Genomic DNA, 25479 nt, shown 5'->3' on the forward strand with positions numbered 1-25479 from the left:
ATAGGACTACAATAAACATGCTTAAGTCAGGCTCCCACAGGTTCACTTAGCATTCATTTAGAGAAATACTTTCCCAATACGAAATTGGAAACAGACATGTTACATTGATAGTACTATCGGTCGTAAATACTCCATGCAAACTATAAGTGGAGAAACGACAAATTAAAAATATAAGATTTAAGGATGACATGCATGAAACGACCAACGATATTACTCATGCTCGCTTCCCTTATTACTTTAATATCTGGATGTAACATATCTGATGGGGAAGAGGAGCAGGAAGTAACCAAAGAACAAGAAAAAACTAAAACCGAGCAAGAAGACAAACCACAGGTGGAAGATATCATTATTCACAGTGCTACAGAAGAAAAAGAAACGCCAGGCGAAGCCGTCCAGGAACAATACGAAGTTGTTTTCAGCGATGAAGAGAGTGAATTTCCTAAAGAGTCTTCCATCCTTCATGAAACCTCTTTGGAGGACCGAAGCATCGTTACTATCCGTTCACCTGAAGGGGAAAACAACTATAGTGTTTTTCTATACGAACGAGAAAATGTGTGGAAAATTAGAGGTTTCCTGCGCATCGATGCGAATCAAGGGGAAAGGTTTACGGATGCTGAAGGATTGACTTTACCTATGGATCACTTTAGAACGACTGATTTACATGTAGAGGATACAGAAAGTGATATGTGGACGTTTGTAAACGATGAAAAAGTAGTCAATATAACGATGTTCGAGGAATTTCCACTAAGACAAGAAGCAGGGGGAGTAGAGCTTGCGGATGGAAGAAAAGGAAATGTCCAGGAAGATTCCTATGGCAACAGTTCCATCTACTATTATGATAGAGGAAAAGTAGTCGTTGTATCTGGAACCCTTACGGAAAAAGAAGCGATTGACTTAGCGAAATCGTTACCTCCATCCAGTTCATCTGATTTCCCCAAACAATAGTTCAATGGTGCGTCAAAACAGCAGCAGCCAGCAAGGCTGCTGTTGTTTTTAGTTACTCATCTTAAGATCAGTTTTAACCAAATGTTAGAAAAACTCCTGCACATGTAAGAATTCCGAATCGCATCTTTCATTCACCTTCTAATTCATTAAATTTTCCAGACATTCCTTTTCTTGCATAGGACCATTGACCCGAGTAAAATGAGTCGTAGAATGATAGAAAGGATGTTTTTATGGGGATCTCTGTCGGATTTACTAAAAGGTTTGCCGCCTCACTATTGGACGGGCTGGTCGTTTTCTTACCGATTGCTCTCATTTCGTATCTTCTGTTTCAAGCAGCGCCCGATGATGCTTTACCGAGCCTTACGCAGTCGCTATATATGCTTATTGTGCCTGTCGTGTGGCACGGGTACGTTGTCGGCAAGAAAATGATGGGCATCCGCATAGTGAAAAAAGATGGAAGCGACGTCGGAATAGGGGCGATGCTGCTGCGCGTATTTGTAGCTGGTCTCGTTTACGCCCTGACGGTTGGCATCGGATATATCGTCAGTGCGTTTATGGTCTTCATTCGAAAGGACCATCGCGCAATCCACGACTTGATCGCCGGTACTTATGTAACGGATGCAGAACCAGGGCAAGTGATTCCTTTAGAAGAGGCTCTTGATTGAGAGAAAAGTAACGTATGACTATATGTATATTGGACTCGTTTTAGTGTGACTAAGTTTGGTTATCGTGAATGGTGCTTTTTTTCACAGTATGTCTGATAGTCTGTTCACCGTTGTCACCTTACTATCGTTAAGCCCTTTATTTCTCAAAACACTTGATCGTGCAAAGACGAGAGTGAATGAGAAATAGTAAAGATCCCTCCTTCCATTGAGGAAGGAGGGATCTCTTAATATACTAAGCAGGGACTGGAATATAAGAATGAATGATAGCATCTATTAATTACTACTAGTCTTTAGCTTGAAAAATAGCCACCAGGCAGTAGAAAAACATAATCGAACGATCCCCGCCGCTCGATTATATCTTCGACAGTTCCTTCAACTCAAAGTGATCAGCCACCATATCGAAATCCCTCACTACATTAAACAAATGCCATTCAGAGAAATTATTGACGCTTTCCCACACTTGAGGACCGATCTTGAATGTGTAATATTCTCCTTCTGTAAAAAAGCAGTGATGGGGCGCGTCCAACACTTTTTGGAAGGCTTCTTCATTTTTCGCTTCGTTCAAAAGCAAGGGCTTTTTGCTGATAATGCTTCGTTTACATTTCGCTTTAATTTTCATAGGAAGCAGCTCCTTTTTTAATAGATTCTTGTATGATTATTCTATCCAAGAAGTCTGAAAATTATAACAATAAAATCGGACAATCTTTATCTGCTGATTTAAAGCCCCGGGTGTTCTTTGGAGTAGCGGGGTTTATTTCCTTTTTATCTTATTCTTCAATTGTGTTTTTTTAATTTTGGAAAAATTCAGTTTACAAAACTATGAATCTCTTATACAATTTCCAGTATACTGTATACAGAAATTTTGTAGGTGGAGTGATTCATGAAAAGAGTCAATAAGAAGATGTCGATATCGGATCAAACGTATGATTTGCTGCGTCAATCTATTGTTTCTGGTGAGTTTTCTCCTGATCAGGAATTACGGGAAGAAAAAATCGCTAAGCAGATCGGTGTCAGTCGAACGCCGCTGCGTGATGCTTTGCGCCGCCTCTCTATGGATGGACTCGTTGTCCTTAGAAATGGTAAACCGGCCAAGGTGGCTACGTTTACTATTGAAGGTTCTTTGCACCTGATGGAAGTCCGCTCGCTGTTGGAAATGCACAACCTCCGAACAATCACCCCTATTTTATCTAAAGAAATCATCAAACAATTGCGGGATAATGTAACCCATCAGAGGAAAGCGATTGCAAAGGAAGATTACGAGACGTTTGTCGAGCTGGATCGGGATTTTCATTTACTGCTGACGGAAGCCAATGAGAACAAGAAGCTGCAAGACTTAATTTTGCAAATGAATTCAGGGGATTATCGCGCATTTATCATCTTATCGAACACGCTGCCTCAAAGTGCCGAAGCTGCATGCGATGAACATGAAGGCATATTGGAAGCGGTGGAGGAAGGAGCTGTGGAGCGAGCCGTCGAAGCGATGGATGTACATATGAACAATATTGTTAACCGAATTACACAATATCACACATAGGAGGAGTACATATGAAAAAGGTAATGGTTCTATTCGCGGCTCTCGTCATGTTAGCCGCTTGCGGACGTCCAGATTCTGGCGGTGATGGTGATTCAGAGGACGGCGGCGGAGAAAGTCACACGATCAGTATCGCTCACTTAGTTTCTGAAGATCAGTCGTCTCATATCGCAGCTGAATCTTTTAAAGAGAAAGTGGAAGAAGAATCGGATGGACAGATTACAGTTGAGCTTCACCCGAACGGTGAGCTGTATCCATCTGATCGAGAAGCGATCGAAGCCGTCCAGCAAGGAAATGTGGAAATGACGATTCCAGCGGTTGCCTCAATTTCTTCTTTTAATGAAGATTTCATGGTATTTGATCTACCTTTCTTATTTGAAGACTACGACGAGGCTTATTCAGTGTTGGATGGAGAGATCGGGCAGGGACTGCTTGATGATCTGACAGAACAAAATATTAAAGGACTCGTTTTTGCGGAAAATGGTTTCCGTCATCTATCGAATAACGAAGGTCCGGTTGAGTCCTTAGAGGATATTCAAGGATTGAAAATGCGTACGCTGGAAAGTCCGGTTCATACGGCTACTTTCAACGCTCTTGGAATGAACGCTTCTCCGTTCGCTTTTGGTGAGCTTTACACAGCCCTCCAGCAAGGAACGTATGATGCGATGGAAGCGCCTGTGTCCTTGTTTTATACGAATAAGTTCTTTGAAGTACAGGACTATTTGACCCAGACAGGTCACGTCTATGCGCCGACGGCTCTATTGATGAACAACGAATTTTACGAAGGTCTATCTTCAGACTTGCAGGATTTAGTCGTTGAAGCTTCTGAAGAATACCGCGAGGAACAAAGAGAACTGGCTCAACAGCAGGATAGTGAGTTCTTAGAAGAATTAAAAGCAGAAGGCATGGAAGTCAATGAGCCTTCCGAGGAATTGATGGAATCCTTCCGTGATGAAGTGGAATCTGTGTATGACGAATTTGAAGATGAGATCGGTGCCGATCTTGTCGAAGATGTTCAAAACGCCAGTGAATAACGACAGGAAAAAGGAAGGCGGCTGCCTTCCTTTTAATACATAATAGGGTGGGACAGTCATGGCGAAGATTTTCGCAAACTTTGAAAAAGGAATACTCGTGTCAACACTTGTCCTGATGGTCGTCCTTATTTTCGGCCAAGTGGTTGGACGGTACATATTTCAATCGGCTCCAAGCTGGACGGAAGAAATCGCCCGCTATTTACACATTTTCCAGGTGTGGGTCGGCGCAAGCTATGCTGTGAAATTGAGAGAACACATACGTGTCGATGCATTCATTACCCTGTTCCATGGGTTAGTGAGAAAAATACTAGAGTCGATCAGCGTCATTTTATGGTTTTCGCTCGTATTATTTTTAGCGATATTCGGAACCGCGCTCGTGATGGATACGATCAGCTACGGCCAGCGCTCACCGGCCATGCAGATTCCGATGTGGATTCCTATGGTCGCCGTACCGATCGGGTCTCTTGGGATGGCGATCCGATTAGTCTTCCAGCTCATCGAGATTTGGAAAGGAAATTATGAAAAACCAAAAAGTGAGGGGATTGCCACATGAGTGTTCTCCTCTTATTTGGAACGCTGTTCGTCTGTCTGCTTATTGGAGTACCCATTGCGATATCGCTGGGTGTATCGGCTTTAACAGCCATTTACTTCGGAACGACGCTCCCTCTTGATATCATCGTGCAAAAAGCTTTTACATCATTAGATTCTTTTCCGCTATTAGCGATCCCGTTCTTCATGCTGGCCGGTATATTGATGGGGAAAGGCGGCGTTTCTAAACGACTGCTTCACTTAGCAACCTCCATGGTCGGCTGGATGACCGGTGGCTTGTCGATGGTCACGATCGTCGCCTGTATGTTTTTCGCAGCCATTTCAGGGTCAGGCCCCGCAACCGTTGCAGCCATCGGCGGCTTCATGATACCAGCTATGATCGCCAAAAATTATAAACCCGGCTTTGCCGCCAGTGTCCCGGCAGCAGCTGGTTCCATCGGGGTCATCATCCCGCCGAGTATCCCTTTTGTTATCTACGGCGTCACCGCGAACGTATCGGTCGGCGACATGTTTATCGCCGGAATCATCCCGGGGATGCTCATTGCCGTACTATTAATGGTAACCGCGTATATTATTTCTGTGAAAAATAACTACCGGCCGGAAGACGGCGTAAAGACGACCGGAAAAGAAGTGTTCCGCGCATTAAACGATGCAAAGTGGGCGCTGTTCATTCCAGTTATCATCTTAGGCGGAATTTATGGCGGCGTCTTCTCCCCGACTGAAGCGGCCGTCGTGTCTGTCGTCTATGCTCTTATTATCGGAGCTTTCATCTACAAGGAACTGACATGGAAGACAGTCTATGACTCATTCATTCAGACGATCATCATCAATTCAACGACGATGATCATTATCTGCCTGTCCGTCTCCTTTGCCTATTTCATGACGCTCGTCCACATACCCGACCAAATATCAAGCTACCTGACAGGCTTGACGACGAACCCGATTTTCATATTGATCGTCATTAACCTGCTGCTTCTCTTTGTCGGAATGTTCATCGATACGATATCTGCTGTGGTCATTTTGACACCTGTACTGCTGCCGATCGTCACAGAGTTCGGCATCGATCCCGTTCACTTTGGTGTCATCTTAGTCGCTAACCTGGCCATCGGATTTGTCACCCCGCCTGTAGGCGTCAACTTATTCGTCGCCTCCACCGTCGGAAAAGTGAAATTCGAAAAAATCGTCGTAGGCGTCATTCCGTTTTTAGTGGCAATGATTTTCGCTTTGCTTATCATTACGTATGTTCCTGCGTTGTCGATGTGGCTGACGGAAATGTATCGATAGTTTTTTAGAAAGGTCTTGAAGAGGAGGGTTTCTCTGCAGGGCTTTTTCTTTTGGGGATTGGAATTTTTATAGAGCTTAGGTTATTTATCTTCATGATATAAGCATTGTATCTTTATTAATTAAGGGGGATATATCTTGAGACTGAGTCTTAAAGTAACGGGCAGGTTAGTTGAAGACTCAGTTTCGAGATAATAGTAAGTTTTGAAACGATATCTGTACTTATTCGTATATAAAATATAGTGCTTTTACGAGAGATCGTTATCTAAGACCTTTTGATATTTTAGTTTAGCTGCTCTAATAGTATTTTGGTCAGAACCCAAAAAGGAATTGCAGTTAGAGACTTGGAGTAAACTGTGATTCCATTTGAATATTACATAACTCTAAACTTGTTTCTCTGTCATAACTTTGGCATGTTAAAAGATAATCATCTTTAAAATAGAATTGTAGGGAGGTTAGCACTTGCACATTATATTCAAAACTTTTAAAAATATGTTTCTTGATTTGTTCTCTATGTTTAGGGGCTTTACATACGGTTTCTTAATGGTTGGAATATTTATTTTAGTTGTTGGTGCTTTGTTATATGGTATTTTGTATCTAATGAACGTGGTTCTTTAGTCAGGATTAAAAAATAATTATCTTAATAAAGTCTAAGCTTCTGATTCTGCAAAGAAAATCTCTTAAACATACTATACGAGGTGGAAAAATGGCGCGATTGCGTTAGAAAACATGTCAAAAGAAAAATTCTCATTATATTTCGAAGAAAAAGTTGAGAGGTATAGTTTGATGAAAAAGATGAGGGTGCTATCAAAAAGGTGTTCCGTGAATGATTGCCTATGGCTTTGAAGCGATTGTTTTCGATTAATAATTCGCTGGATTCAGGGGCTCCATAGATTGAAGCATTGATAAATTTTTTTATATCTACATAATCATTGAATATAAACGTCGACAGTTCGCTAGGCGCAAAAAAATAAGGCGTTCTCATCGCCGTTATCTATAAGCGGTTCTATTATAATACTATGTTTTTAAATGTTTAATCGCAAACTCTTTGGCCTCTTACTTAGCGGATCTCATTCTAATATGTAATCGAGACATTGGCGCATTAAGAGGAATATTTATAACAAGACGCGTCCTGTCTAAAGTGGGGTGCATGATTAATTCTAGTTTCTAGGCAGGTCTGACTGCCGAGCAGCGTAAAGTATATTCCGCTATTTAAAAGGCGAGAAAACATGGGGACATATCACTGTATGCTCAAAATAACTTGCCAATTGTGAAGTGTAAGATTATAAGCAAACAGCGAATGCGTACACCCTTTTTCTCACTCAGGATTCAGGTAAGTGAACAATGATTTAATTAATAGCCTCCAAAATCTCTTCAATCTGCTCAATGTGGCGTCGTTCATGCTCGGCTATGAGAGTGAAAATGCTGTTGGCAGGAATATCTCCAAATCGAGGATGGAACACGACATATCGTTCGATGTATTTGTTCTCATTTAAAAAAGCTTCGGTTGCGTTTCTTGAGTTTTGCAGCATTTTGATGCAGTCTTCTGCATTTCTGTGGACAGTGGAGGGCTCCTGCTGTGCCTTCATTTTCACAGAACGGTCCCGCAAGATGGAGAAATCTTTTTCCTCAGCATGACCTATGTGTTTTTGCTGCATGGCGTTCTCCACCAGTCCGAGAAAATTCACCTCAGCCACTGCCAGATGCTCGACCACCTGTGCAACCGTCCAACCTCCAAGTACCGTAGCAGTATTTAACTCGTAATCATTTAAATTCCTTAGCAAACTGATCAATTTTTCTCTCGTTTGAATGAATGACTGATCCATGATTGCTCCTCCTTTAGGTGTGTATGAAATCCCGCTTTCTATTTCGATTTTATCACATGAGATGGACGCGAATGTAAATTGCTGGGTGGGGATGTTTTGAGGAAAGAGACGTTTTAAAAATCATAGGTATTCCTGTTCTTGTTTGTGTGGTCATATCGTTATATGAATTAATAGTTTGGAATGATATGTCTCTGACTAGCAAGGTGGTTTTTATTGTATCAAGTACAATTTTGCTATATATCATGTACTTTGCAAATTTAGTTTATTGAAGAATAGAAGGAAATTCTTTGGTGATGTAGAAATGATTGATTATGTAATTTAGTGTATTGGCTGTATATTGATTGCAATGTTGGCAGATGTAGATGGGTAGTATTCTTCCATTTTTGAGGGAAAAGGTGATATTTATGAAAACAACCCAGTCAAAAGACGGCACAACCTTGGCGTACGATGTCTACGGTAATGGTCCACCTCTAATTTACATAACGGGAGCAAGCTGCCATCGCTCATTTAAGCCTATAGTGCGAGATGCAAAAATATTTGCCTCTGAATTCACTGTTTACAATTACGACCGTCGTGGACGAGGGGATAGTGGTGACACACTGCCTTATTCTATAGAACGTGAAATCGAAGATATCGAAGCTATGATTGATGCGGCAGGCGGCAAGGCGCATTTGTATGGTCATTCTTCTGGTGCTGTGATCGCTCTTGAGGCAGCACTTCGACTTGGCAATAAGGTGCAAAAAGTAACTATGTATGATGCGCCATATGTACGTGGCGAGAAAGAAAAAGCCGAATACAAACAATTAAGCCAAAAAATACACAAACTTCTCGAAAACGAGAAAAATTCAGAAGCAATGCTTACCTTTTTAAAGGGGATTGGGATGCCCAAGATATTTGTTTTATTGTTGCCGTTATTTCCTGGCTGGAGAACTACGAAGGCTCTAGCTCCGACCCTTGCTTATGATATTACTCTAACTCAGGATATGCCACCAGTTGAACGAGCTACTCAAATTTCCATACCTATGCAAATAATCGTTGGCGAAAAAAGCCCGGCTTCAATAAATGATGTTGGTCGTCAACTAACAAAGGCAATTCCAAACGCAAGGTTTGTACAACTTGCAAAGCAAGACCATATGGTTAACGGAAAAAAACTGCTGCCAATACTTTCGACATTTCTCAAGTAATAATGTTTTATTCTGGGGTCAGTCCCCTGGCGCGTTAAAGAACTAAAAGATGGCGTGGTACCAAAGAGGATCTTCATGCCATCATACAGTGGAACCAGATTTTTTATTTTCTATCTATCTGAAGAATTGGGGTTTTTTGAACCTCTTTACCATTGTAAAACCTCATTTTTACATCAAGGAAGCCACTCCTTCATGATTGTTACATTCAACTCGAAAATTTCTTTATTTCGACAGCCGCTTTCGACAATTTAACCCCCATTAACCGAAGTATAATGTTGGCAAGTGAACTAAGGGATTAATGGAGGGGTAGGACATGCAGCTAAGAAAAATTGTGTTGGCCATGGGGATTTTGTTATTGGGTTTTTGTTTCATGGTAAAACCGGCGGAGGCAGCAGAGAAAGAAGCAATTATTATTAATAAAAGTAATAATCAATTGGCGTTTTATGAAAATGGCACACTTCAGAAGGTGTTTCCTGTAGCAACGGGGAGAAAGAGCAGTTTGACGCCGGAAGGGAAATTTACCCTCGTTAATAAGGTTAAAAACAGGCCGTGGTATAAAGAAAATATCCCAGGCGGTGACCCACGGAATCCTCTAGGCGCCAGATGGCTCGGGATAAAAGTTCCGGGTGACTGGGGACATACCTCAGGGAATGTTTACGGAGTACATGGCACAAATAATCCATCTTCCATTGGGACTTACGCATCCAGCGGCTGTATTCGTATGAATAATAAAGATGTCATCTGGCTGTATGAACGAGCTGATAAAAATATTCCGGTCTATATTACAAGTTCTTCATCATCTTTTACAGCGTTAGCACAAAAATATGAAGTTGGATCCAAAAGTGTAGTCGCAGGGTATGAAACTTTTAATGAAACTTTAAGGTATGGCAGTAAAGGAGATTCAGTTAAAGTTCTACAGAAAAAACTCAGCATAACTGCTGATGGCTCTTTTGGTCCGAAGACCTTAAGAGCTGTAAAAAAGTTTCAATCATCGAAAGGGTTAGTGGCTGACGGTATTGTCGGGCCAAAAACAAGAAACGCATTATTCAGTAAATAGCAGGATTTTGGGGTCGATTTTGGGGTCAGTCCCCGGGTGCGTTAGAGAACTGAAGGATGGCGCATTACCAAGAGGGATCTGTTGGTAGTGCGCTTCTTTTCGTGCCATCATACAGTGGAACCAGACTTTTTTTATTTTCCATCTATCAAGTGATGGTACCTGCCCCCACTTTAGATAGTTTTCGGAAAGGTCCTGTAGAGGGGGTATTCTCTGCAGGGCTTTTTCTTATTTAGGTTATCTATCTTCACGAAATAAACCATCTTTTTTAATTAATGGGTATATATATCGATACTGAGTCTTAAAGATAAGAGGCAGGTTAGTTGAAGACTTGAATTCGGAGATATTTTACAGAAAGGATATGTCCTTTTTGTGGAATAAAGAGGAGAAGCTTGAAGCAATCAAGAATAAATTCTTTAGGAGACATATGTGATATAGGAGGGGTAAGATATGAAGATCCATAGAATAGATCATGTGGGTGTTATCGTAAATGATCTTCCTGCAGCTAAAGCCTTTTTTCTAGACCTTGGACTTGAAGTGCTAGGGGAAGCAGAGGTGAAAGGAGAGTGGGTGGAACGGATAATTGGGCTAAATGACGTTAGAGAGACGGTTGTAATGTTAGGGGTGCCAGACGGCGAGGCAACTTTGGAACTGGTTAAATTCCATACGCCGTCAGATAAAAAAGGTATACAGCAATCGTCTGCAAATACTTTGGGTATGCGACATATTGCATTTGCTGTTGAAGATATCGAAGCCGTTGTTGCCAAATTGAAAAAGAAAGGCGCGGAACTTTTTGGTGAGATACAAAACTACAAAAACGCATATAAATTATGCTACGTTCGTGGGCCAGAAGGGATTATTTTAGAGTTGGCGGAGCAAATCAAATAAATATTGAGGGGACTTTGTTAAGCAAACGGGGGTAATAACTAAATATGTTTTTGTCCTGAGTTCTTCATCTTTTCCTATTGTTGGAAGGGGTGTTGAAGCCTCAATTCTGAGTTAATAAGACCATATGACAGTTTGGGTTTTGTTGTTGGTTGAGAAATTAAACAAATTATCAAGAAGTAAGTTTTGTTGGGAACTGATGGGTATTGACAAGAATGTATATGGGACGGTGTCTAATACCCTTTTTATAGGAGGAATAAAATGAAAGGTTATATAACTAAAGCAACGTACTTAGGAACCTTTTTGTCTTTTTTGTCTTTTATAGCTTTAATGCTGGATCCTTTTAGAGGCTGGATATTTAATTTTCTTTCAAGAGCAAATGTAAATTACTACGTAACATATGCAAACCCATTCACATACTTATTAGTTGCATATATTCTATTCTTTGTATTAAGCATATTAAGCATTTCACAGAAAGCTCAACTTAATTTGAAATATCTCTGTGTGTCTTTAAATGGTATAGGCATAGTAGTGGCAGGGTTCATTGTTTTTATAGGTAATGCTCTTTAAAATATTTTCAAATATCTTATTACACTAACGGGGGCGATTGGCCAATATGGACGATCGCTTTTTCACTAACGAAGCAGGTTTATTAAAGATAAACATAAAGAAATTCGAATAAAAAAAGGAGAGATTACTTGTTAAACAAAACAATACTTTCTATATTTGTTGGAGTTATTACTACGCTTTTTGTTAGTTTTGCTTTAATTACGCAAAATGACGATTTATTATTAAAACCGTTCATTCAACTTATTTTGGGTTTAATAACAGCGAATGTGTTGGTGTCTGGAATATCTGCTTTTCATAGAAAAAGTAAAGGATTAGGCTTGTTCTTTACTTTCATCACATTATTTATGCTTAGTGTTATCATTTTAAATAACACTATGACAATCGAAGGAATCATTCCAGTTATGATCATATATATTGTATTCGGAGTTCCAATTGGTATTATTGCAATGTTTGTCCACCGAATAAATACTAGAAATGAATTGGAGCTGTGAGGAAATTATCAATAAGTAGTAGCTAATCGGCTTATTCAAGTAAAAGATGCTTTAGTTTAATATCAACTCGAGAATATCTCGGATTCGAGTCTTCACGAAAAGGGGGCGATTTTCCGATCGCTTTTTCACTAATGGAAGAGCGTAATGGATTGAGGGAGTACCTGAAGAGGTATTTTGTTTTGAAATTAAACAGTAGTTTATATGAAGGCGGTGTGAAATTATGAGTAACAGTCCTATTGTGAAACAGTATACTAATGAGTATCAAGCAGAAGTCGTAAATTTAATTCTTCATATTCAGCAAAAAGAATACAACATACCTATAACTAAAAGAGACCAACCCGACTTGTACACCATAGAAGATTTTTATCAGACGGGTAAGGGCAACTTTTGGATAGCTGTTTATAACAATAAAGTTGTTGGTACAATCAGTCTTTTAGATATAGGAAACAACCAAGTTGCATTAAGAAAGATGTTTGTAGATCAAGAATTCAGAGGGGCAATGTTTAAAACTGCAAGTCTATTATTAAACAAAGCAATTAAATGGGTTGAAGAAAAATCAATAAAAACAGTGTATCTTGGAACCACACCGCAATTTTTAGCAGCACATAGATTTTATGAAAAGAATGGTTTTACAAGTATAGGTGTAAATGAATTACCTGAAAATTTCCCCTTATTACAAGTCGATAGAAAGTTCTATCAGTACTCGCTTTCTTAGAAAAACACGGTTTAGTTTTATTCTTCCGTGAGCTAAAGAAGAGAACACCTCAAGATATATCTCGAAATCTAGTCTTCATGAATTGAGTGCAATTGCTTAAGAGTAGAGTGACTTTTTTCTTAAGAATAGTTAATATGAGTTATCTTGGGAGTAGCCCTTTTAATATGGATAATATCAACACTGAAAATCACCAGTACCATTTTAAAAAAGGAAAGAGCAGCCGCCCTCTCCTTATAATAGAATTTCCTGTAAAATTGGATCAGTCTCTAAAAAATTCAATGCCTTCTCTCGATAGTCCTCGTCATGCAAATAAGTATAGCGGTGCGGTTTCATTTGAGGACTTCTTTCAATCGCTTGTTTAAAATCAGCTGTGGTCATGTGTAAAGAGGGTACATAGTCGAAAAAGCCAGTTCGGCTGAATACTTTGTGCATCCGCTCCGCACGATGGCCTTGAACATTTGCCATAATATAAGTGGCGATGCCTACTTGAATCCCATGCATGTGATGATTTTCTGCATATTTATCAAGTGCATGTGAAATCAGGTGTTCTGATCCGCTAATGGGTGCGCTGTTTCCGCTAATGACTGTGGCAACCCCTCCCATCGTTAAGGAGCTGACGAGCTCTTTTAAAAACATAGGGGTTTTAATATCTTCCATAGGGGTTCGAATGAAACTATTTACCGCTTTTTTGCTCAGCATCGATGCAAATGCGTTTACACGGTCTACTTCATGATGTTCTTCAAACTCCCAGTCATAAAGAGCTGTCAGGTTGGACATCAAATCGCCGACCCCCGCTAATATAAATTTATGTGGAGCATTTTTTATAATATCGAGATCCGCGATAATGCCGTATGGAATTTTTGCTGGAACGGTCGTTTTCTTGCCTTCAATCGATAAGGAGCAATTACTGCTGGCAAACCCATCGTTAGAAGCCGAGGTAGGTACGCTAATAAAAGGTGTGTTTCTTGAAAATCCGATATATTTGCCATAATCTATGACAGCCCCTCCGCCAATAGCGATGATCACATCGAATGTTTCAAGCGTAAAGGCTTTGGAGATTAAATCTTTGATATCCAGATTCTCTTTTATGAGCAGCGTATCCGCTTTTATACTGGAGAATGAATGTTTCACTTTCTTTTCATAATGTTCAAACGTAAAGTCGTCAAAGATGATGAGTACTTTTTTAAATCCGTGTTTTTTTAGAACATCCTCAAGCTGAAAAATGATGCCATTGTCAATTTCCAATATCGCCGGGATAGGGATATTCGTAATGGGATTAGACATGAGGAAGAAATCCTTTTCTTTTTAGTTCGGCTTCGATCTCTTTAAACGTTGTTACAGGGATAAAAGGGATATGCTTTTCTTTCAGAATATCCTGTAGAGCATCTTTTGCAAAAGTGAGGTCAGCATAAACCGCAGGATGGGAATCCGGCTCACTGTCACCTGCAAAATGGACCGTCTCATACTCTTTCTTAAGGTCCTGGATCACTTTTGACTTGTCGATCCCATACCGCTCAGAAAAATGACGATGCTCGGGATCTAAATTCATATGTACATTTTTATCCTGATAGTATCCCTCGTTGGACAAGACAGTCACCTGTTTAATATCATATTTTTCTAAAATGTGATGAATGTAATAATCAGTACCTGCACTTAATATATAAAAGTCGCCGCCATGGTTTTGAACCGTTTTTATAAACTCAGGGATGTAAGAATCAATAGGAATCTGCCGGATATCTTCAATAATCTGCTGTTCATCCTGGTCGATTGAAGAAAAGACAGTCGTTAAAAACTCGATATCTTTCATCTCGCCTGCTTTCCACTTCTTAAACAGCTCTTCCCCTTCAGGAAAGTATTTCTCAATCACGATCCAATAAAAGTCTTTCAATGAAATTGTCCCATCAAAGTCGGAAACAAACGCCCAATTCTTCACGATCTCAGCTCCTATAAACCTTATTTTTATATGTATAGTGTAACAGATATTTTGTATGGAGTGACGAGGCCTTGCGTGGAAAAGACGAATCTAGTAACTGGATTTTGGGTTTTTAAGGATAATAGTGCAGGGAGTTTATTTATTTTATGATAAGATGAGTTCAAAAGTTAGCCGAAATGCATGGGGAGGTGGCGTGATGAACTGGATGAAGCGATCAAGTATAGTGCTGTTGCTCAGTTTCTTCGTTAGCTTCGGCCTATTAGGCGTATATACGATGTCTATTGATGTCGCAGAGGGCGAGAGTGTAGGAGAAGGATGGCATTTGCTGAAGAAAAACGAAGTAACTTATGAAGAAATGAACGGACAAAAAGAAATGGTCAGCAGCAGTATGGAAGTAGGGAGCGGTCCTATCAATATTTCTTTGATTTCGAGTGTGGTTGTGACTTTTGGGTACGTGCTTGTTGGTTTAGTGAGACAAAAAGAAGTGGTGTCGAATTGAATTTGTTTAAACTTACGCACTATCGTCCATACATAATCGCTCGTAAAAAAACACTCCAGATTGGAGTGTTTTTTTATTTGATATAGCCATGGCTTCTTCGGATGCTGATGCCATCATGCAAGTCCTCGTCCCACGTAAGGATACGCTCGACATGTTCGCAGTCATTCTGCCCGAAGAACTGCTTCACTTTTTCCCTGAATTCATTGTATCGAACCGATTCCTGACGCATCTTATAGTACGACTTCTTATAAATTTCCACCGCATCTTCTATTGCACATTCATAATCATGTTTCAGCTTTTGCTGAGCTTTGGAAGAGGGCGCGTCATTATAAGCTTCAGCCGTTAAGTATAGCAAGCGGTCGACGATCTCGTACGGATGATTCTGGACCGGTGCGTCCGGACAAGCTTTATTACTAGCTCGCAGCTTCTCATCCAGAGCGAGGATTTCCTCGACGGTCTCGCAGCAGTTATGTTGGAAAATCATTTTAATTTTTAAAATAAGTTCATTGTAGCGCTTTACTTCTGGGCGGATATCTTCATTTGCTTCTTTATACATTTGGATCGCTTTCCCGAGAGCACACTCGTAATCGTGACGAAGCTTCTGAATCTTTACGGAATCATAGCTGTCGTTATAGGCCTCAACGGTAAAGTGAATTAGACGATCGACGATTTTTTGTGGTGTAGTCATAGGTCCTCTTTCCTTTCCTGGGGCCTTCGTGTGTCGTGAAGGCTTCTTGGTTTGTGTGATGGTATAGTTATAACCTATCTTGTTGGGGGATAAACCACTTTGAGCGTATTTTGTCGTTTAGTGAGGAGGTTTTGGGAATTTTATTGTTAATCTAATAGTAATTTTTAAAAGATAGTATTTTGTCGTTTTATGTCACAATTGGAATTTTAAATCTAAAATTTCAAAAAAATTCATAATTATATTTTAAAAGCGCTTTCATTATGTTACACTTTCACTAAATCGTTTTACTAAACCGATTTAGTAAAACGATTTAGGAACTTGTATAGTTACTGCACTTTTAGTTCACAAAATGGAATTCAAAAAAAGGGTTTAGTAGGTGAGGTGTCGGAAAACTTTTTTTTGAGGTTCTATGTAAGCGATTTATATCGGGATGGTACTATTTTTTGGAAACAGTTACTTTTTAATGAAAGGGAGATATTATGGGGAACATTACTATCGATCAAGAAGAACTGAAGGAATTAGTTGTAAATAAGCTCTCGGAAGCGAAAGTTGATAAAGAGCATGCAAGTATTGTTGCTGACATTTTAGTTCATGCAGATTTAAGAGGTGTAAGTTCACACGGTGTATTACGAACGGAGCATTATGTTAAAAGGATGCTTGAAGGAGGGATGAATGCAAATCCTGATTTCAATATTACCAAAAAAGGATCATCAGCTGCTTTATTTGATGGTGATAATGGCATGGGTCACGTAATCACAAAGGAAGCAATGAAAGAAGCGATTAAATTATCAAAAGATAATGGGATAGGCATTGTTGGAATAGTTAATAGCAGCCACTGTGGAGCGCTATCTTATTACGCGGAACAAGCAGCCAAAGAAGATACTATTAGTATGATTATGACACATACTGATAGTGCAGTAGTTCCTTTCGGAGGAGCAGAGCCTTACTTCGGTACTAACCCAATAGCCTATGGTTTTCCAGCTAATGAACATCGACCGATTATTTTAGATATGGCCACAAGTAATGTCGCTTTAGGTAAGGTATTGCATGCTAGAGAAACTGGCAGTGAAATTCCTGATAATTGGGGAGTTGATGAAAACGGAAATCCTGTCACAGACCCTAATCTATTAAAGAATTTGCTTCCTTTTGGAGGACCTAAAGGTTTTGGTCTTGGTTTAGTAGTTGATGTAATGACCGGGGTGTTAACTGGAGGAGCTTTTGGACCAAAAATATCTACCATGTATGGAGACTATAAGAATAATAGAGAGTTGAGTCATGTAATTGTGACGATAAACCCTGGCTTATTTATTGAGAAAGAAGAATTTTTGAACAATATTGATCAAATGATAGATGAATTACATGCAGTAAAACCTGCAGATGGTTTCTCTTCCGTTATGGTTCCAGGTGAACCAGAGCAATTGAAAGAGGAGACAAATAAAAAGGAGGGTATTCCCTTACCAGAGAGCATTTACAATTATTTGAATTCATAATTACATATTAAGGAGGAAATACAAATGAAAAAGAAACTATTGTTATTGTTTGTTTCTATGTTAGTAATGTTGTTAGCTGCATGCGGCGGGGATGAAGAGTCATCTGGTTCAGGAGATTCAGGTGATACAATCACTTGGAAGCTGGGGCACTTATCAAATGAAGATCACCAATGGAATAAAACAGCTGAAAAATTCGCTGAACTTGTTAGTGAAAAAACAGATGGTCAATTAGAAATTGAAATTTACCCGAACGAACAATTGGGATCTGAAACTGAAGTTATCGATGGAATTGAGGCAGGAACAGTTGATATGACAATTACCGGTGAAACAATGGCAAATTGGGCACCTGAAGCCGCACTGATGGCGGTACCATATGCGTTTAACGGTCAAGATCATATGCAGAAAGTCGTGGAAGGGGAAATAGGAGAAGAAATTGAAAGCAGTGTTAAAGAAAACGTAGGTGTAACTCCACTTTATTATCATGCACGGGCACCTCGTAACCTTACATCCAATGAAAAAATCCAATCTCCAGATGATTTAAGTGGGTTTAAAATGCGAGTCCCCAACGTACCTTTGTTCATGGAGTCTTGGGAAGAAGCAGGAGCTAGACCACAAGTAATGGATTTTAGTGAAGTTTTTACAGGATTACAGCAAGGTGTTATAGATGGTCAGGAAAACCCGGTGGATCTAATTCAAAGTGCAGGTTTTGCTGAAGTTCAAGATTATGTGAACGTTACTGAGCACGTGTACTCCTGGATATATGTTGTTGTTGGAAACAGTCAGCTGGAAGAGCTGGATGAAGATATGCAAGCCTCCGTTCAAGAAGCTGCTGAAGAAGCCCAGGCTTTTGGAATGGATTTATATGAAACTGAAACAAACGAAATTGAAGAGCAATTAAAAGAAGATGGCATGGAATTTGTGGAAGTAGACCAAGAAGCTTTTGCTGAAAAAATGCAGCCGGGAATTGAAAGCAGCCTCGATGAAGTTCAATTAGATCTATATAACAGGATCGTAGAAGCTGGGGAAGAGTAAAAAAACATTGGTAAGCAGCTTCTTTGGAAAAAGGAGTTGCTTACCTCTATTAAAATGCAAAAGGGTGAGATACATGAATCCTGTAAATATTATAAGTAAATTGCTGAAAACTTTGACTATCCTTACCTTTTCTGCTCTTGTGATAATCGTATTAATTCAAATAATTGCTCGCTATACTCCGATTTCCATTGTCTGGACGGAAGAACTTTCAAGGTTTTTATTTGTTTATTCCATTGCGTTTGGTGCTCCAGTGGCAATGGAGCGAAGAGAGTATGTAAGGGTGGATTTATTATTAGATTTGGTTCCAAATAAAATTAGAAAATATGTAGATTCTTTAATTTATTTGGTAATTGGGTTATTTTCTGGTTTCTTAATTTACTACTCCTATGAATTTGCTTTGCTTGGCGCAAATCAATCCTCCGCAACAATGCAGGTTGAAATGTATTATGTCAATTTAAGTATGGTTTTAACATTTTCACTTCTGACATTATATAGTTTCGTGAATATCTATGAATTATTAAAGGGAAAGCAGAAGGAGAGTGTTGAATCATGATGGCATTAATTCTATTTATCTCTTTTCTATTACTAATATTTCTAAGTGTACCGATTGCGTTCAGCTTAGGGATTTCTTCACTCATTTATATACTAATAGCAGAAATACCTTTAAATATTATTCCACAAAAAATGTTCGGTGGAATAAATTCGTTTACCCTCCTGTGTATTCCCGGTTTTATTTTGGCTGGTAATTTAATGAATGCTGGAGGAATTACTGAACGCATCATTAAATTCACAAATAATATCGTCGGTCATATTAGAGGGGGATTAGGGCTGGCTAATGTAGGGTCGTCCATGGGTTTTGCTGGTATATCCGGTACGGCACTTGCTGACACAGCAAGTATTGGGTCGGTTATGATTCCTGCTATGAAAAAAGAAGGATATGATGCTTCCTTCGCTGTAGCAGTTACATCGTCATCCTCTACTATAGGACCAATTATCCCTCCTTCTTTACCTATGATCATTTTAGGAACACTAGCAACGGTTTCAATCGGTGATCTCTTTTTAGCTGGAACCATTCCCGGGATATTACTTGGAGTGTTTCTAATGATAATGACATACGCGATCTCTAAAAAGAGAAACTATCCAAAAGGAGAGCGGCAGCACATTTCTGTCATTATAAAGTCATTCTCAGGAGCTTTCTGGGCTCTTATGATGACAGTCGTAATTCTATTCGGAATTCTAAGTGGTTATTTCACACCAACTGAAGCTTCTATAGTTGCTGTAGTCTATGCCTTAATTGTTGGGTTGTTTGTTTATAGAGACTTAAAATTGAAAATGATTCCAAAAGTTATTTTAAATTCTATGGTCAGTACTGCAGGAATTATGATATTAGTAGGATTTGCTAATTTATTCGGATGGGTTCTGGTCAGTGAACAAATTCCTCAACTTGTAGCAGACACGATCTTATCCATTTCGGAAAATCCTATAGTTGTCATTCTTTTACTTAACCTATTGCTGCTATTTGTAGGGACCTTTATGGAGACGATCGCGGCATTAGTCATTTTATTTCCAGTATTATTACCTGTAGCGACACATATTGGAATGGATCCAGTGCATTTTGGTGTTTTAATGGTATTAAATTTAATGATTGGATTATCTACACCGCCTGTTGGTGTCTGTTTATTTGTAGCTTCAAGTATTGGTAAAGTATCTCTTGGACGCGCCTCTATTGCTCTTCTTCCTTTTTTAGGTGTGAGTCTACTAGTATTGCTACTTGTTAGCTTTATCCCGCAATTGACACTTTTCTTACCTAGTTTATTTGATTAAAGAGAGGAGAAAGATATTTTGAAAGCGATTCAAGTAAAAGAACCTGGCAGCTTAACGATTGTAGAAATGGACGAACCGACTATAAAAGATGCAAATGATGTGAAGATACGTTTAAAAGCCATGGGGATTTGCGGATCAGATATGCATATTTTACATGGAGAGAACCCGTTTGCTACTTACCCAAGAGTAGTAGGACATGAGGTAGCTGGTGAAGTGGTGGAAATTGGTGATTCAGTTACTAAACTTTCTATTGGAGATAGAGTAGTGGTTGAACCTATGACTTATTGTGGTGAGTGTTATGCCTGTAAAAAAGACAGGCCTAATATTTGTGAAAATGTTCAAGTTTACGGAGTGCATAGAGACGGAGGTGGACGAGAAGTCATGACTATTCCTGAATCTTTAGTCCATCCCGTGGATAATAAATTAGGATGGTCAGAAATTGCTTTAATCGAACCTTTTACTATAGGTGCTCAAGCCATTTTTAGGGGCAACGTTCAAGAAGAAGACCAAGTATTTATTATCGGAGCTGGCCCTATAGGTTTATGTTGTTTGAAAATGGCCAAGCAGGCCGGTGCAAAAGTTGCAATCTCAGATTTTAATGAAGAAAGGTTGGCTTTTGCAAAAGGCTGGGGTGCAGATAGAATTATTAATCCTGGCACTTCTACAGTAGAGGAGCAAATACTTGAGTGGACAAAAGGCATGGGTGCCAATGTGGTGATTGATGCGGTTGGAACTTCAAAAACAGTAGAACAGGCTATTGAAGTTACTTCTGTTGCTGCTCGTGTTGTTTTACTTGGATTTGCAAAAGAATTATCAAGCTTTTCTCAAGTGAATATTACGAAAAAGGAGCTGTCTATTTGCGGTTCAAGGCTCCAAACGAATCAATTTCCAAAGGTCATTAATTTATTTAACTCAGGACAATTAGATGCAAAGGATCTAGTTAGTCATCAATTTGAGCTTAGTGAAGTTCAAGAAGCATTCCACCTGATGAATGAAGCTCCCTCCGGAGTTCGAAAAGTTATTATAAAAATGTGATGGATTGATAATTCAACTAATTATAATTGTGTGGTGAAGAAACTTTGAAAATGATTATGAGATGGTTCGGAGAAGGTAATGATGCTATCCCATTAAAACATTTAAATCAGATTCCGGGAGTAGAAGGGGTTGTCTGGGCGCTTCATGATGTTCCTGCTGGAGAAGTTTGGCCGGAGAATAAAATTGTCGAAGTAAAAGAGCAAGCAGAAAGTCAAGGCCTGCACATAGAAGTCGTAGAAAGTGTCAATGTGCACGAAGATATAAAACTGGGACGATCTACTAGGGATTACTATATAGACAATTATATTACAACCATTGAAAGATTAGCTGAAGCTGGAGTGAAAGTAATTTGCTACAATTTCATGCCTGTATTCGATTGGACACGGACAAATTTATATGAAGAATTGGAAGATGGATCTACTGCTCTCTTTTTTGAGAATAAAAAAATACAAAACATGGATCCTAATGAACTTGTCCGCACAATATCAAAAAACTCAAAATTCACAATGCCTGGATGGGAACCTGAGAGGCTTGAACAGCTGTCTTCTCTATTCGAACAGTATAAAGAAGTAACGAAGGAAGACCTTTGGGGTAACTTGCAATACTTTTTAGAACGGGTGATACCTGTGGCTAAGGCTAACGATATTAAAATGGGGATTCACCCCGACGATCCACCATGGTCTGTATTCGGATTACCTAGAATTATAACGAATAAAGAAGATTTACAAAGATTCATAAGACTAGTTGATGATCCGTATAACGGTATAACTCTATGCAGTGGATCATTAGGAGCAAATCCTGAAAACAATGTACCAGATATAATAAAACAATTTGCGGACCGAATTCACTTTGCTCATATTAGAAATGTAAGAACCTATGATAATGGTGATTTCATTGAAACATCGCACCGCACGGAAGACGGTTCTGTTGATATTTATAAAGTAGTGGAAGCTTATCATGAAAGTGGATTTAATAGCTATGTAAGACCGGATCATGGAAGGCATATTTGGGGTGAAACGTGTAGGCCAGGTTATGGACTATATGATCGAGGGTTAGGAATTATGTATCTATGGGGCATATGGGACTCACTACAACGCAATACGAAGGGTGAATAATTTTAAATGATACTAGACAACGGAAATTTAAAAGGTAAAGTAGCTGTAATTACTGGAGGGAGCGGCGTACTTTGCAGTGCGATGGCTAAAGAGCTAGGGAAACAGGGTGTTAAAGTAGCTATTTTGAACCGTAACAAAGAAGCTGGTGAAAAAGTTGAGCACTCGATTAAGGAAGAAGGAGGCGAAGCTTTAGCTTTACCCTGTGACGTATTGGATAAATCAAGTGTTCGCCGAGCAGAAGAAATTATAACAGCTGAATTTGGAATATGTGACATCCTCATCAACGGAGCAGGGGGCAATCACCCGGACGGAACAACAAATAACGAAACACTGAAACAAGAAGACTTGTCTAATAACGACGTATCTACCTTTTTTGATATGACGACAGAAGGATTTCAATTTGTATTCAACTTGAACCTAGTTGGAACATTTATACCAACTCAAGTCTTTTCAGAAAAAATGATAAATCGTAAAGGTGCGACTATTATTAACATGTCCTCGATGAGTGCACCTTCACCAATGACAAAAGTACCTGCTTACAGTGCAGCAAAAGCTGGGATTAATAACTTTACACAATGGCTTGCTGTACATATGTCAGAAGTTGGTATTCGAGTTAATGCCATTGCTCCCGGGTTTTTCCTTACCGATCAGAACCGGAAGATGCTTACCAATGAAGATGGTTCTTTAACAGAACGTTCTCAAAAAATTATCAGCCATACTCCTATGAAAAGGTTTGGAAATCCAGAAGACTTGCTGGGCACATTACTCTGGTTGGCAGATAATAGCATGTCTGGATTTGTAACTGGAGTTACTATACCAGTAGACGGAGGGTTTATGGCTTATTCAGGGGTTTGATGTGGGATAATTGGTAATTGTTTTAGTACACTTATGTAATTTAATAATAATCTAAGGTGAGGCTTTAAATTGATTTTTGAGGCCTCATCTTTTTTATACTTTTACGAAGTTAACCCTCTTATTAAATATTCTCCATCCAACTGTTAATATCGGTCGAAGATGTATTTATAAAACGTTTCTTCTGCTCAGTAATCTCTACGATAAAATAAGTATCTTTCCTGTCAAAACATTCTCTCAAGTATTTTTCGAACAGGCTGACTTCATCGATTGTTTTAATCAAATATACGCCTTTGTGAACCTGTTTCACGTCATATAATTTGGAGAGGCGTTCGCTTATGCAGGCTTCGGTTCGTTCTTTTTTTCCTGAGGTTTCGTAGGAAAAGAGGTATATTTTGTTAGTCAAAATGAAACAGTCCTCCTTATGTGGCTGGTTCTTGTGTTCATCATAGTTGAATTCATTCATTAGTTCCATTTATCGGAACTTCTATTAATTACCAGCAGTAATTCCTCGAACAGACGGGTTCCTGAAAAAATTTTTCTGATAATTGGTTGCAACTTTTCTCCTATTTGTATATAATGAGAACCGTTATCAGTTACTCTTTAAAATGAAAATATCCTCGAACCGGGGTTATTTTTTTTATTATTTTTCGTTGAAAATGATTATCATTACTAAATAGGGGTGGGCAAATGCTGAAAGTTGAAGAGAGTCAATTAGTCGAAGTGGTGAAGGGTCGACGTTCCATCAAGAAATTTAAAAGTACTCCGGTTGATCAAGAGCTTGTCGTTGATTTATTAAACGATGCAGTTTGGGCTCCGAATCATGGTGTCAGGGAACCTTGGCGCTTCATGTTGTTTATGGATGAAGGGAAAGAGACGATCGTTGACGCACTGCAGAATGAGTGTGAGCGCGGCAAGTTGTCGACGAAGAATCCAGACAAGCTGATTGAAAGGTACCGCCATATCCCTGCTCACTTAGTGGTTGTGATGGAAGAGAGTGAGAAGAAGAAGATATGGGAGGAAGATTTTGCAGCAACAAGCGCTTTGATTCAAAACCTTCAGCTGCTCGGCTGGGAGCAAGGGCTCGGAATGATCTGGAAGACCAACCAGTACATAAATTCCAGCTCGTTTTGTGAAGATATCGGGGTTAAAGAAGGGGAAAAAATCGTAGGGATTATCCATATGGGATATCCTGAAGAAATTCCAGAAGCTAAAGAAAGAACGAAAGCTGAAGATAAACTAACAGTTATTGACAAAAAGGAGCGTTTAACATGATGAAAAATAAATGGGGAGTCGGAAGTCTGCTCTTAGTATCACTCGTATTATCGGCGTGCGGGAGTTCTTCCGATGAAACGTCAGGCGAAACAGACGATCAATCAGGTGATTCAGAAATTCGCGAAGTCGAGCATGCGATGGGTACGGCAGAAATTGAAGGGGAGCCAGAACGTGTGGTATCCCTTTTTCAGGGAGCTAATGATGCTGCCGTAGCTTTAGATGTTGAGCCTGTTGCGATTGTCGAGTCATGGGTAGAGAAGCCTGTTTATGAATATTTGCGGGATGACCTTGAAGGTGTAGATCAACTTGGGGAAGAAACCCAGCCTAACTTAGAAGAAGTTGCTAAGCAGGAACCGGACGTTATCTTTGCCAATGAAGACCGTCACGAAGATATTTATGATCAGCTTTCGCAAATTGCTCCTACGGTGATGATCGATGAGATCTATGGATGGAAAGATACGGTTGATCTCATGGGACAGTCGCTTGGTAAAGAGGAAGAGTCGGATGAGCTGCTCAATGAATGGGACGAGAGAGTAGAAGACTTTACATCTCAAATGGAAGCTGAAGGTCATTTTCCTGTCGAAGCGGCCATTACGAATTTCCGCGCGGATCATGCGAGAATATTCTACACAGGCTTTGGCGGTGGAATTCTAAATGAGCTCGGCTTTGATCGTCCGGATAATCACAAAGAGGATACGTGGGGCGTGAAGCTGACGTCTAAAGAAAGTATTCCTGAAATGAATGCGGATGTTATTTTCAACTTTAATTCTGGAACGGAAAAAGACGAAATTCAGCAGACGTATGAAGATTGGACAAGTCACCCTCTATGGCAGGAGCTTGATGCGGTTCAAAATGACAATGTCCATAATGTAGATGAAGTAACGTGGAACAGCGCCGGCGGCTATTTAGCTGCGAACCATATGCTGGACGACTTGTACGAGATTTACGACTTAGAAGAAAATAACGACTAGAAGGAGGGGGGAATCTCCCTTTTTCTGTCTGTCAA

The 25479-nt window shown here is 39.6% G+C and carries 28 protein-coding genes; 22 read left to right on the forward strand and 6 right to left on the reverse strand.

The window, feature by feature from the left end; genetic code table 11:
* Positions 1 to 192: 192 nt before the first annotated feature.
* Positions 193 to 945: a hypothetical protein gene (locus tag O2Q26_RS17115; RefSeq protein WP_289217040.1), complete on the forward strand. Its 753-nt coding sequence runs from the start codon at positions 193 to 195 to the stop codon at positions 943 to 945.
* Positions 946 to 1175: 230 nt separating this feature from the next.
* Positions 1176 to 1610: an RDD family protein gene (locus tag O2Q26_RS17120; RefSeq protein ID WP_289217041.1), complete on the forward strand. Its 435-nt coding sequence runs from the start codon at positions 1176 to 1178 to the stop codon at positions 1608 to 1610.
* 352 nt (positions 1611 to 1962) lie between these two features.
* On the opposite strand, the gene O2Q26_RS17125 is transcribed toward O2Q26_RS17120, so the two are convergent.
* Positions 1963 to 2229 (reverse strand): hypothetical protein, encoded by a 267-nt coding sequence (locus O2Q26_RS17125; protein ID WP_253936822.1) that lies wholly within the window; start codon positions 2227 to 2229, stop codon positions 1963 to 1965.
* A 261-nt stretch (positions 2230 to 2490) separates the two neighbouring features.
* Between O2Q26_RS17125 and O2Q26_RS17130 the strand changes: the two genes are divergently transcribed.
* Genes O2Q26_RS17130 through O2Q26_RS17145 form a run of 4 tightly spaced genes read left to right on the forward strand, consistent with a single transcriptional unit; the run spans position 2491 to position 6008 of the window.
* Positions 2491 to 3144 (forward strand): GntR family transcriptional regulator, encoded by a 654-nt coding sequence (locus O2Q26_RS17130; protein WP_289217042.1) that lies wholly within the window; start codon positions 2491 to 2493, stop codon positions 3142 to 3144.
* An 11-nt stretch (positions 3145 to 3155) separates the two neighbouring features.
* Entirely contained in the window at positions 3156 to 4175 is a 1020-nt protein-coding gene (locus O2Q26_RS17135; RefSeq protein WP_289217043.1) for a DctP family TRAP transporter solute-binding subunit, read from the forward strand.
* 58 nt (positions 4176 to 4233) lie between these two features.
* Complete coding sequence (locus O2Q26_RS17140; RefSeq protein ID WP_289217044.1) at positions 4234 to 4728, forward strand: TRAP transporter small permease; 495 nt, start codon at positions 4234 to 4236, stop codon at positions 4726 to 4728.
* Entirely contained in the window at positions 4725 to 6008 is a 1284-nt protein-coding gene (locus O2Q26_RS17145) for a TRAP transporter large permease (RefSeq protein WP_289217045.1), read from the forward strand. The genes O2Q26_RS17140 and O2Q26_RS17145 overlap by 4 nt, the downstream gene beginning before the upstream one ends.
* A 1346-nt stretch (positions 6009 to 7354) precedes the next feature.
* Here O2Q26_RS17145 and O2Q26_RS17150 read toward each other — a convergent pair.
* The gene (locus O2Q26_RS17150; RefSeq protein WP_289217046.1) at positions 7355 to 7831 is read right to left on the reverse strand and encodes a DinB family protein; all 477 of its coding nucleotides are present in this window, start codon (positions 7829 to 7831) and stop codon (positions 7355 to 7357) included.
* Between the two features lie 404 nt (positions 7832 to 8235).
* On the opposite strand from O2Q26_RS17150, the gene O2Q26_RS17155 reads away from it, so the two are divergent.
* From O2Q26_RS17155 to O2Q26_RS17180, 6 genes are all read left to right on the forward strand, one after another.
* Positions 8236 to 9015: an alpha/beta fold hydrolase gene (locus O2Q26_RS17155; protein WP_289217047.1), complete on the forward strand. Its 780-nt coding sequence runs from the start codon at positions 8236 to 8238 to the stop codon at positions 9013 to 9015.
* A gap of 313 nt (positions 9016 to 9328) precedes the next feature.
* Positions 9329 to 10072: a L,D-transpeptidase family protein gene (locus O2Q26_RS17160; RefSeq protein ID WP_289217048.1), complete on the forward strand. Its 744-nt coding sequence runs from the start codon at positions 9329 to 9331 to the stop codon at positions 10070 to 10072.
* Positions 10073 to 10519: 447 nt separating this feature from the next.
* Positions 10520 to 10957 (forward strand): VOC family protein, encoded by a 438-nt coding sequence (locus tag O2Q26_RS17165; protein ID WP_289217049.1) that lies wholly within the window; start codon positions 10520 to 10522, stop codon positions 10955 to 10957.
* Between the two features lie 258 nt (positions 10958 to 11215).
* The gene (locus O2Q26_RS17170; protein ID WP_289217050.1) at positions 11216 to 11524 is read left to right on the forward strand and encodes a hypothetical protein; all 309 of its coding nucleotides are present in this window, start codon (positions 11216 to 11218) and stop codon (positions 11522 to 11524) included.
* A 128-nt stretch (positions 11525 to 11652) separates the two neighbouring features.
* Complete coding sequence (locus O2Q26_RS17175; RefSeq protein ID WP_289217051.1) at positions 11653 to 12015, forward strand: hypothetical protein; 363 nt, start codon at positions 11653 to 11655, stop codon at positions 12013 to 12015.
* A gap of 220 nt (positions 12016 to 12235) precedes the next feature.
* Positions 12236 to 12730, forward strand: coding sequence for a GNAT family N-acetyltransferase (locus tag O2Q26_RS17180; RefSeq protein ID WP_289217052.1), 495 nt, complete (start codon positions 12236 to 12238; stop codon positions 12728 to 12730).
* 231 nt (positions 12731 to 12961) lie between these two features.
* Here the strand turns inward: O2Q26_RS17180 and O2Q26_RS17185 are convergent, their stop codons facing one another.
* A complete protein-coding gene (locus O2Q26_RS17185; protein ID WP_289217053.1) occupies positions 12962 to 14014 on the reverse strand; it encodes an iron-containing alcohol dehydrogenase family protein in 1053 nt (350 codons plus the stop codon).
* Positions 14007 to 14663, reverse strand: coding sequence for an MtnX-like HAD-IB family phosphatase (locus tag O2Q26_RS17190; protein WP_289217054.1), 657 nt, complete (start codon positions 14661 to 14663; stop codon positions 14007 to 14009). Before O2Q26_RS17190 ends, O2Q26_RS17185 begins: the two co-directional genes overlap by 8 nt.
* 196 nt (positions 14664 to 14859) lie before the next feature.
* On the opposite strand from O2Q26_RS17190, the gene O2Q26_RS17195 reads away from it, so the two are divergent.
* Positions 14860 to 15162 carry a hypothetical protein gene (locus O2Q26_RS17195; protein WP_289217055.1) on the forward strand — a complete coding sequence of 101 codons (303 nt, stop codon included), beginning with the start codon at positions 14860 to 14862 and terminating at the stop codon, positions 15160 to 15162.
* Between the two features lie 73 nt (positions 15163 to 15235).
* On the opposite strand, the gene O2Q26_RS17200 is transcribed toward O2Q26_RS17195, so the two are convergent.
* Positions 15236 to 15850 carry a hypothetical protein gene (locus O2Q26_RS17200; protein ID WP_289217056.1) on the reverse strand — a complete coding sequence of 205 codons (615 nt, stop codon included), beginning with the start codon at positions 15848 to 15850 and terminating at the stop codon, positions 15236 to 15238.
* A gap of 479 nt (positions 15851 to 16329) precedes the next feature.
* Between O2Q26_RS17200 and allD the strand changes: the two genes are divergently transcribed.
* From allD to O2Q26_RS17235, 7 genes are all read left to right on the forward strand, one after another.
* The gene (gene allD / locus O2Q26_RS17205) at positions 16330 to 17340 is read left to right on the forward strand and encodes an ureidoglycolate dehydrogenase (protein ID WP_289217057.1); all 1011 of its coding nucleotides are present in this window, start codon (positions 16330 to 16332) and stop codon (positions 17338 to 17340) included.
* A gap of 24 nt (positions 17341 to 17364) precedes the next feature.
* A complete protein-coding gene (locus tag O2Q26_RS17210) occupies positions 17365 to 18372 on the forward strand; it encodes a TRAP transporter substrate-binding protein (RefSeq protein WP_289217058.1) in 1008 nt (335 codons plus the stop codon).
* 73 nt (positions 18373 to 18445) lie between these two features.
* Positions 18446 to 18925 (forward strand): TRAP transporter small permease, encoded by a 480-nt coding sequence (locus tag O2Q26_RS17215; RefSeq protein ID WP_289217059.1) that lies wholly within the window; start codon positions 18446 to 18448, stop codon positions 18923 to 18925.
* Positions 18922 to 20196: a TRAP transporter large permease gene (locus O2Q26_RS17220; protein ID WP_289217060.1), complete on the forward strand. Its 1275-nt coding sequence runs from the start codon at positions 18922 to 18924 to the stop codon at positions 20194 to 20196. Before O2Q26_RS17215 ends, O2Q26_RS17220 begins: the two co-directional genes overlap by 4 nt.
* 18 nt (positions 20197 to 20214) lie before the next feature.
* A complete protein-coding gene (locus O2Q26_RS17225) occupies positions 20215 to 21231 on the forward strand; it encodes a zinc-binding alcohol dehydrogenase family protein (RefSeq protein WP_289217061.1) in 1017 nt (338 codons plus the stop codon).
* A 44-nt stretch (positions 21232 to 21275) separates the two neighbouring features.
* The gene (uxuA, locus tag O2Q26_RS17230; RefSeq protein ID WP_289217062.1) at positions 21276 to 22346 is read left to right on the forward strand and encodes a mannonate dehydratase; all 1071 of its coding nucleotides are present in this window, start codon (positions 21276 to 21278) and stop codon (positions 22344 to 22346) included.
* Between the two features lie 6 nt (positions 22347 to 22352).
* Complete coding sequence (locus O2Q26_RS17235) at positions 22353 to 23201, forward strand: SDR family oxidoreductase (RefSeq protein WP_289217063.1); 849 nt, start codon at positions 22353 to 22355, stop codon at positions 23199 to 23201.
* Positions 23202 to 23322: 121 nt separating this feature from the next.
* Here the strand turns inward: O2Q26_RS17235 and O2Q26_RS17240 are convergent, their stop codons facing one another.
* Complete coding sequence (locus tag O2Q26_RS17240) at positions 23323 to 23604, reverse strand: hypothetical protein (protein WP_289217064.1); 282 nt, start codon at positions 23602 to 23604, stop codon at positions 23323 to 23325.
* 284 nt (positions 23605 to 23888) lie between these two features.
* Between O2Q26_RS17240 and O2Q26_RS17245 the strand changes: the two genes are divergently transcribed.
* Together O2Q26_RS17245 and O2Q26_RS17250 are read left to right on the forward strand one after the other, a co-directional pair.
* On the forward strand, positions 23889 to 24473 hold the full coding sequence (locus O2Q26_RS17245; RefSeq protein WP_289217065.1) for a nitroreductase family protein: 585 nt from the start codon (positions 23889 to 23891) through the stop codon (positions 24471 to 24473).
* Complete coding sequence (locus O2Q26_RS17250; RefSeq protein WP_289217066.1) at positions 24470 to 25444, forward strand: ABC transporter substrate-binding protein; 975 nt, start codon at positions 24470 to 24472, stop codon at positions 25442 to 25444. The genes O2Q26_RS17245 and O2Q26_RS17250 overlap by 4 nt, the downstream gene beginning before the upstream one ends.
* Positions 25445 to 25479: the final 35 nt, after the last annotated feature.

Origin of the sequence: Halobacillus campisalis (genome assembly GCF_030345335.1) — a bacterium.
Taxonomy (GTDB): Bacteria; Bacillota; Bacilli; order Bacillales; family Halobacillaceae; genus Halobacillus_A; species Halobacillus_A campisalis.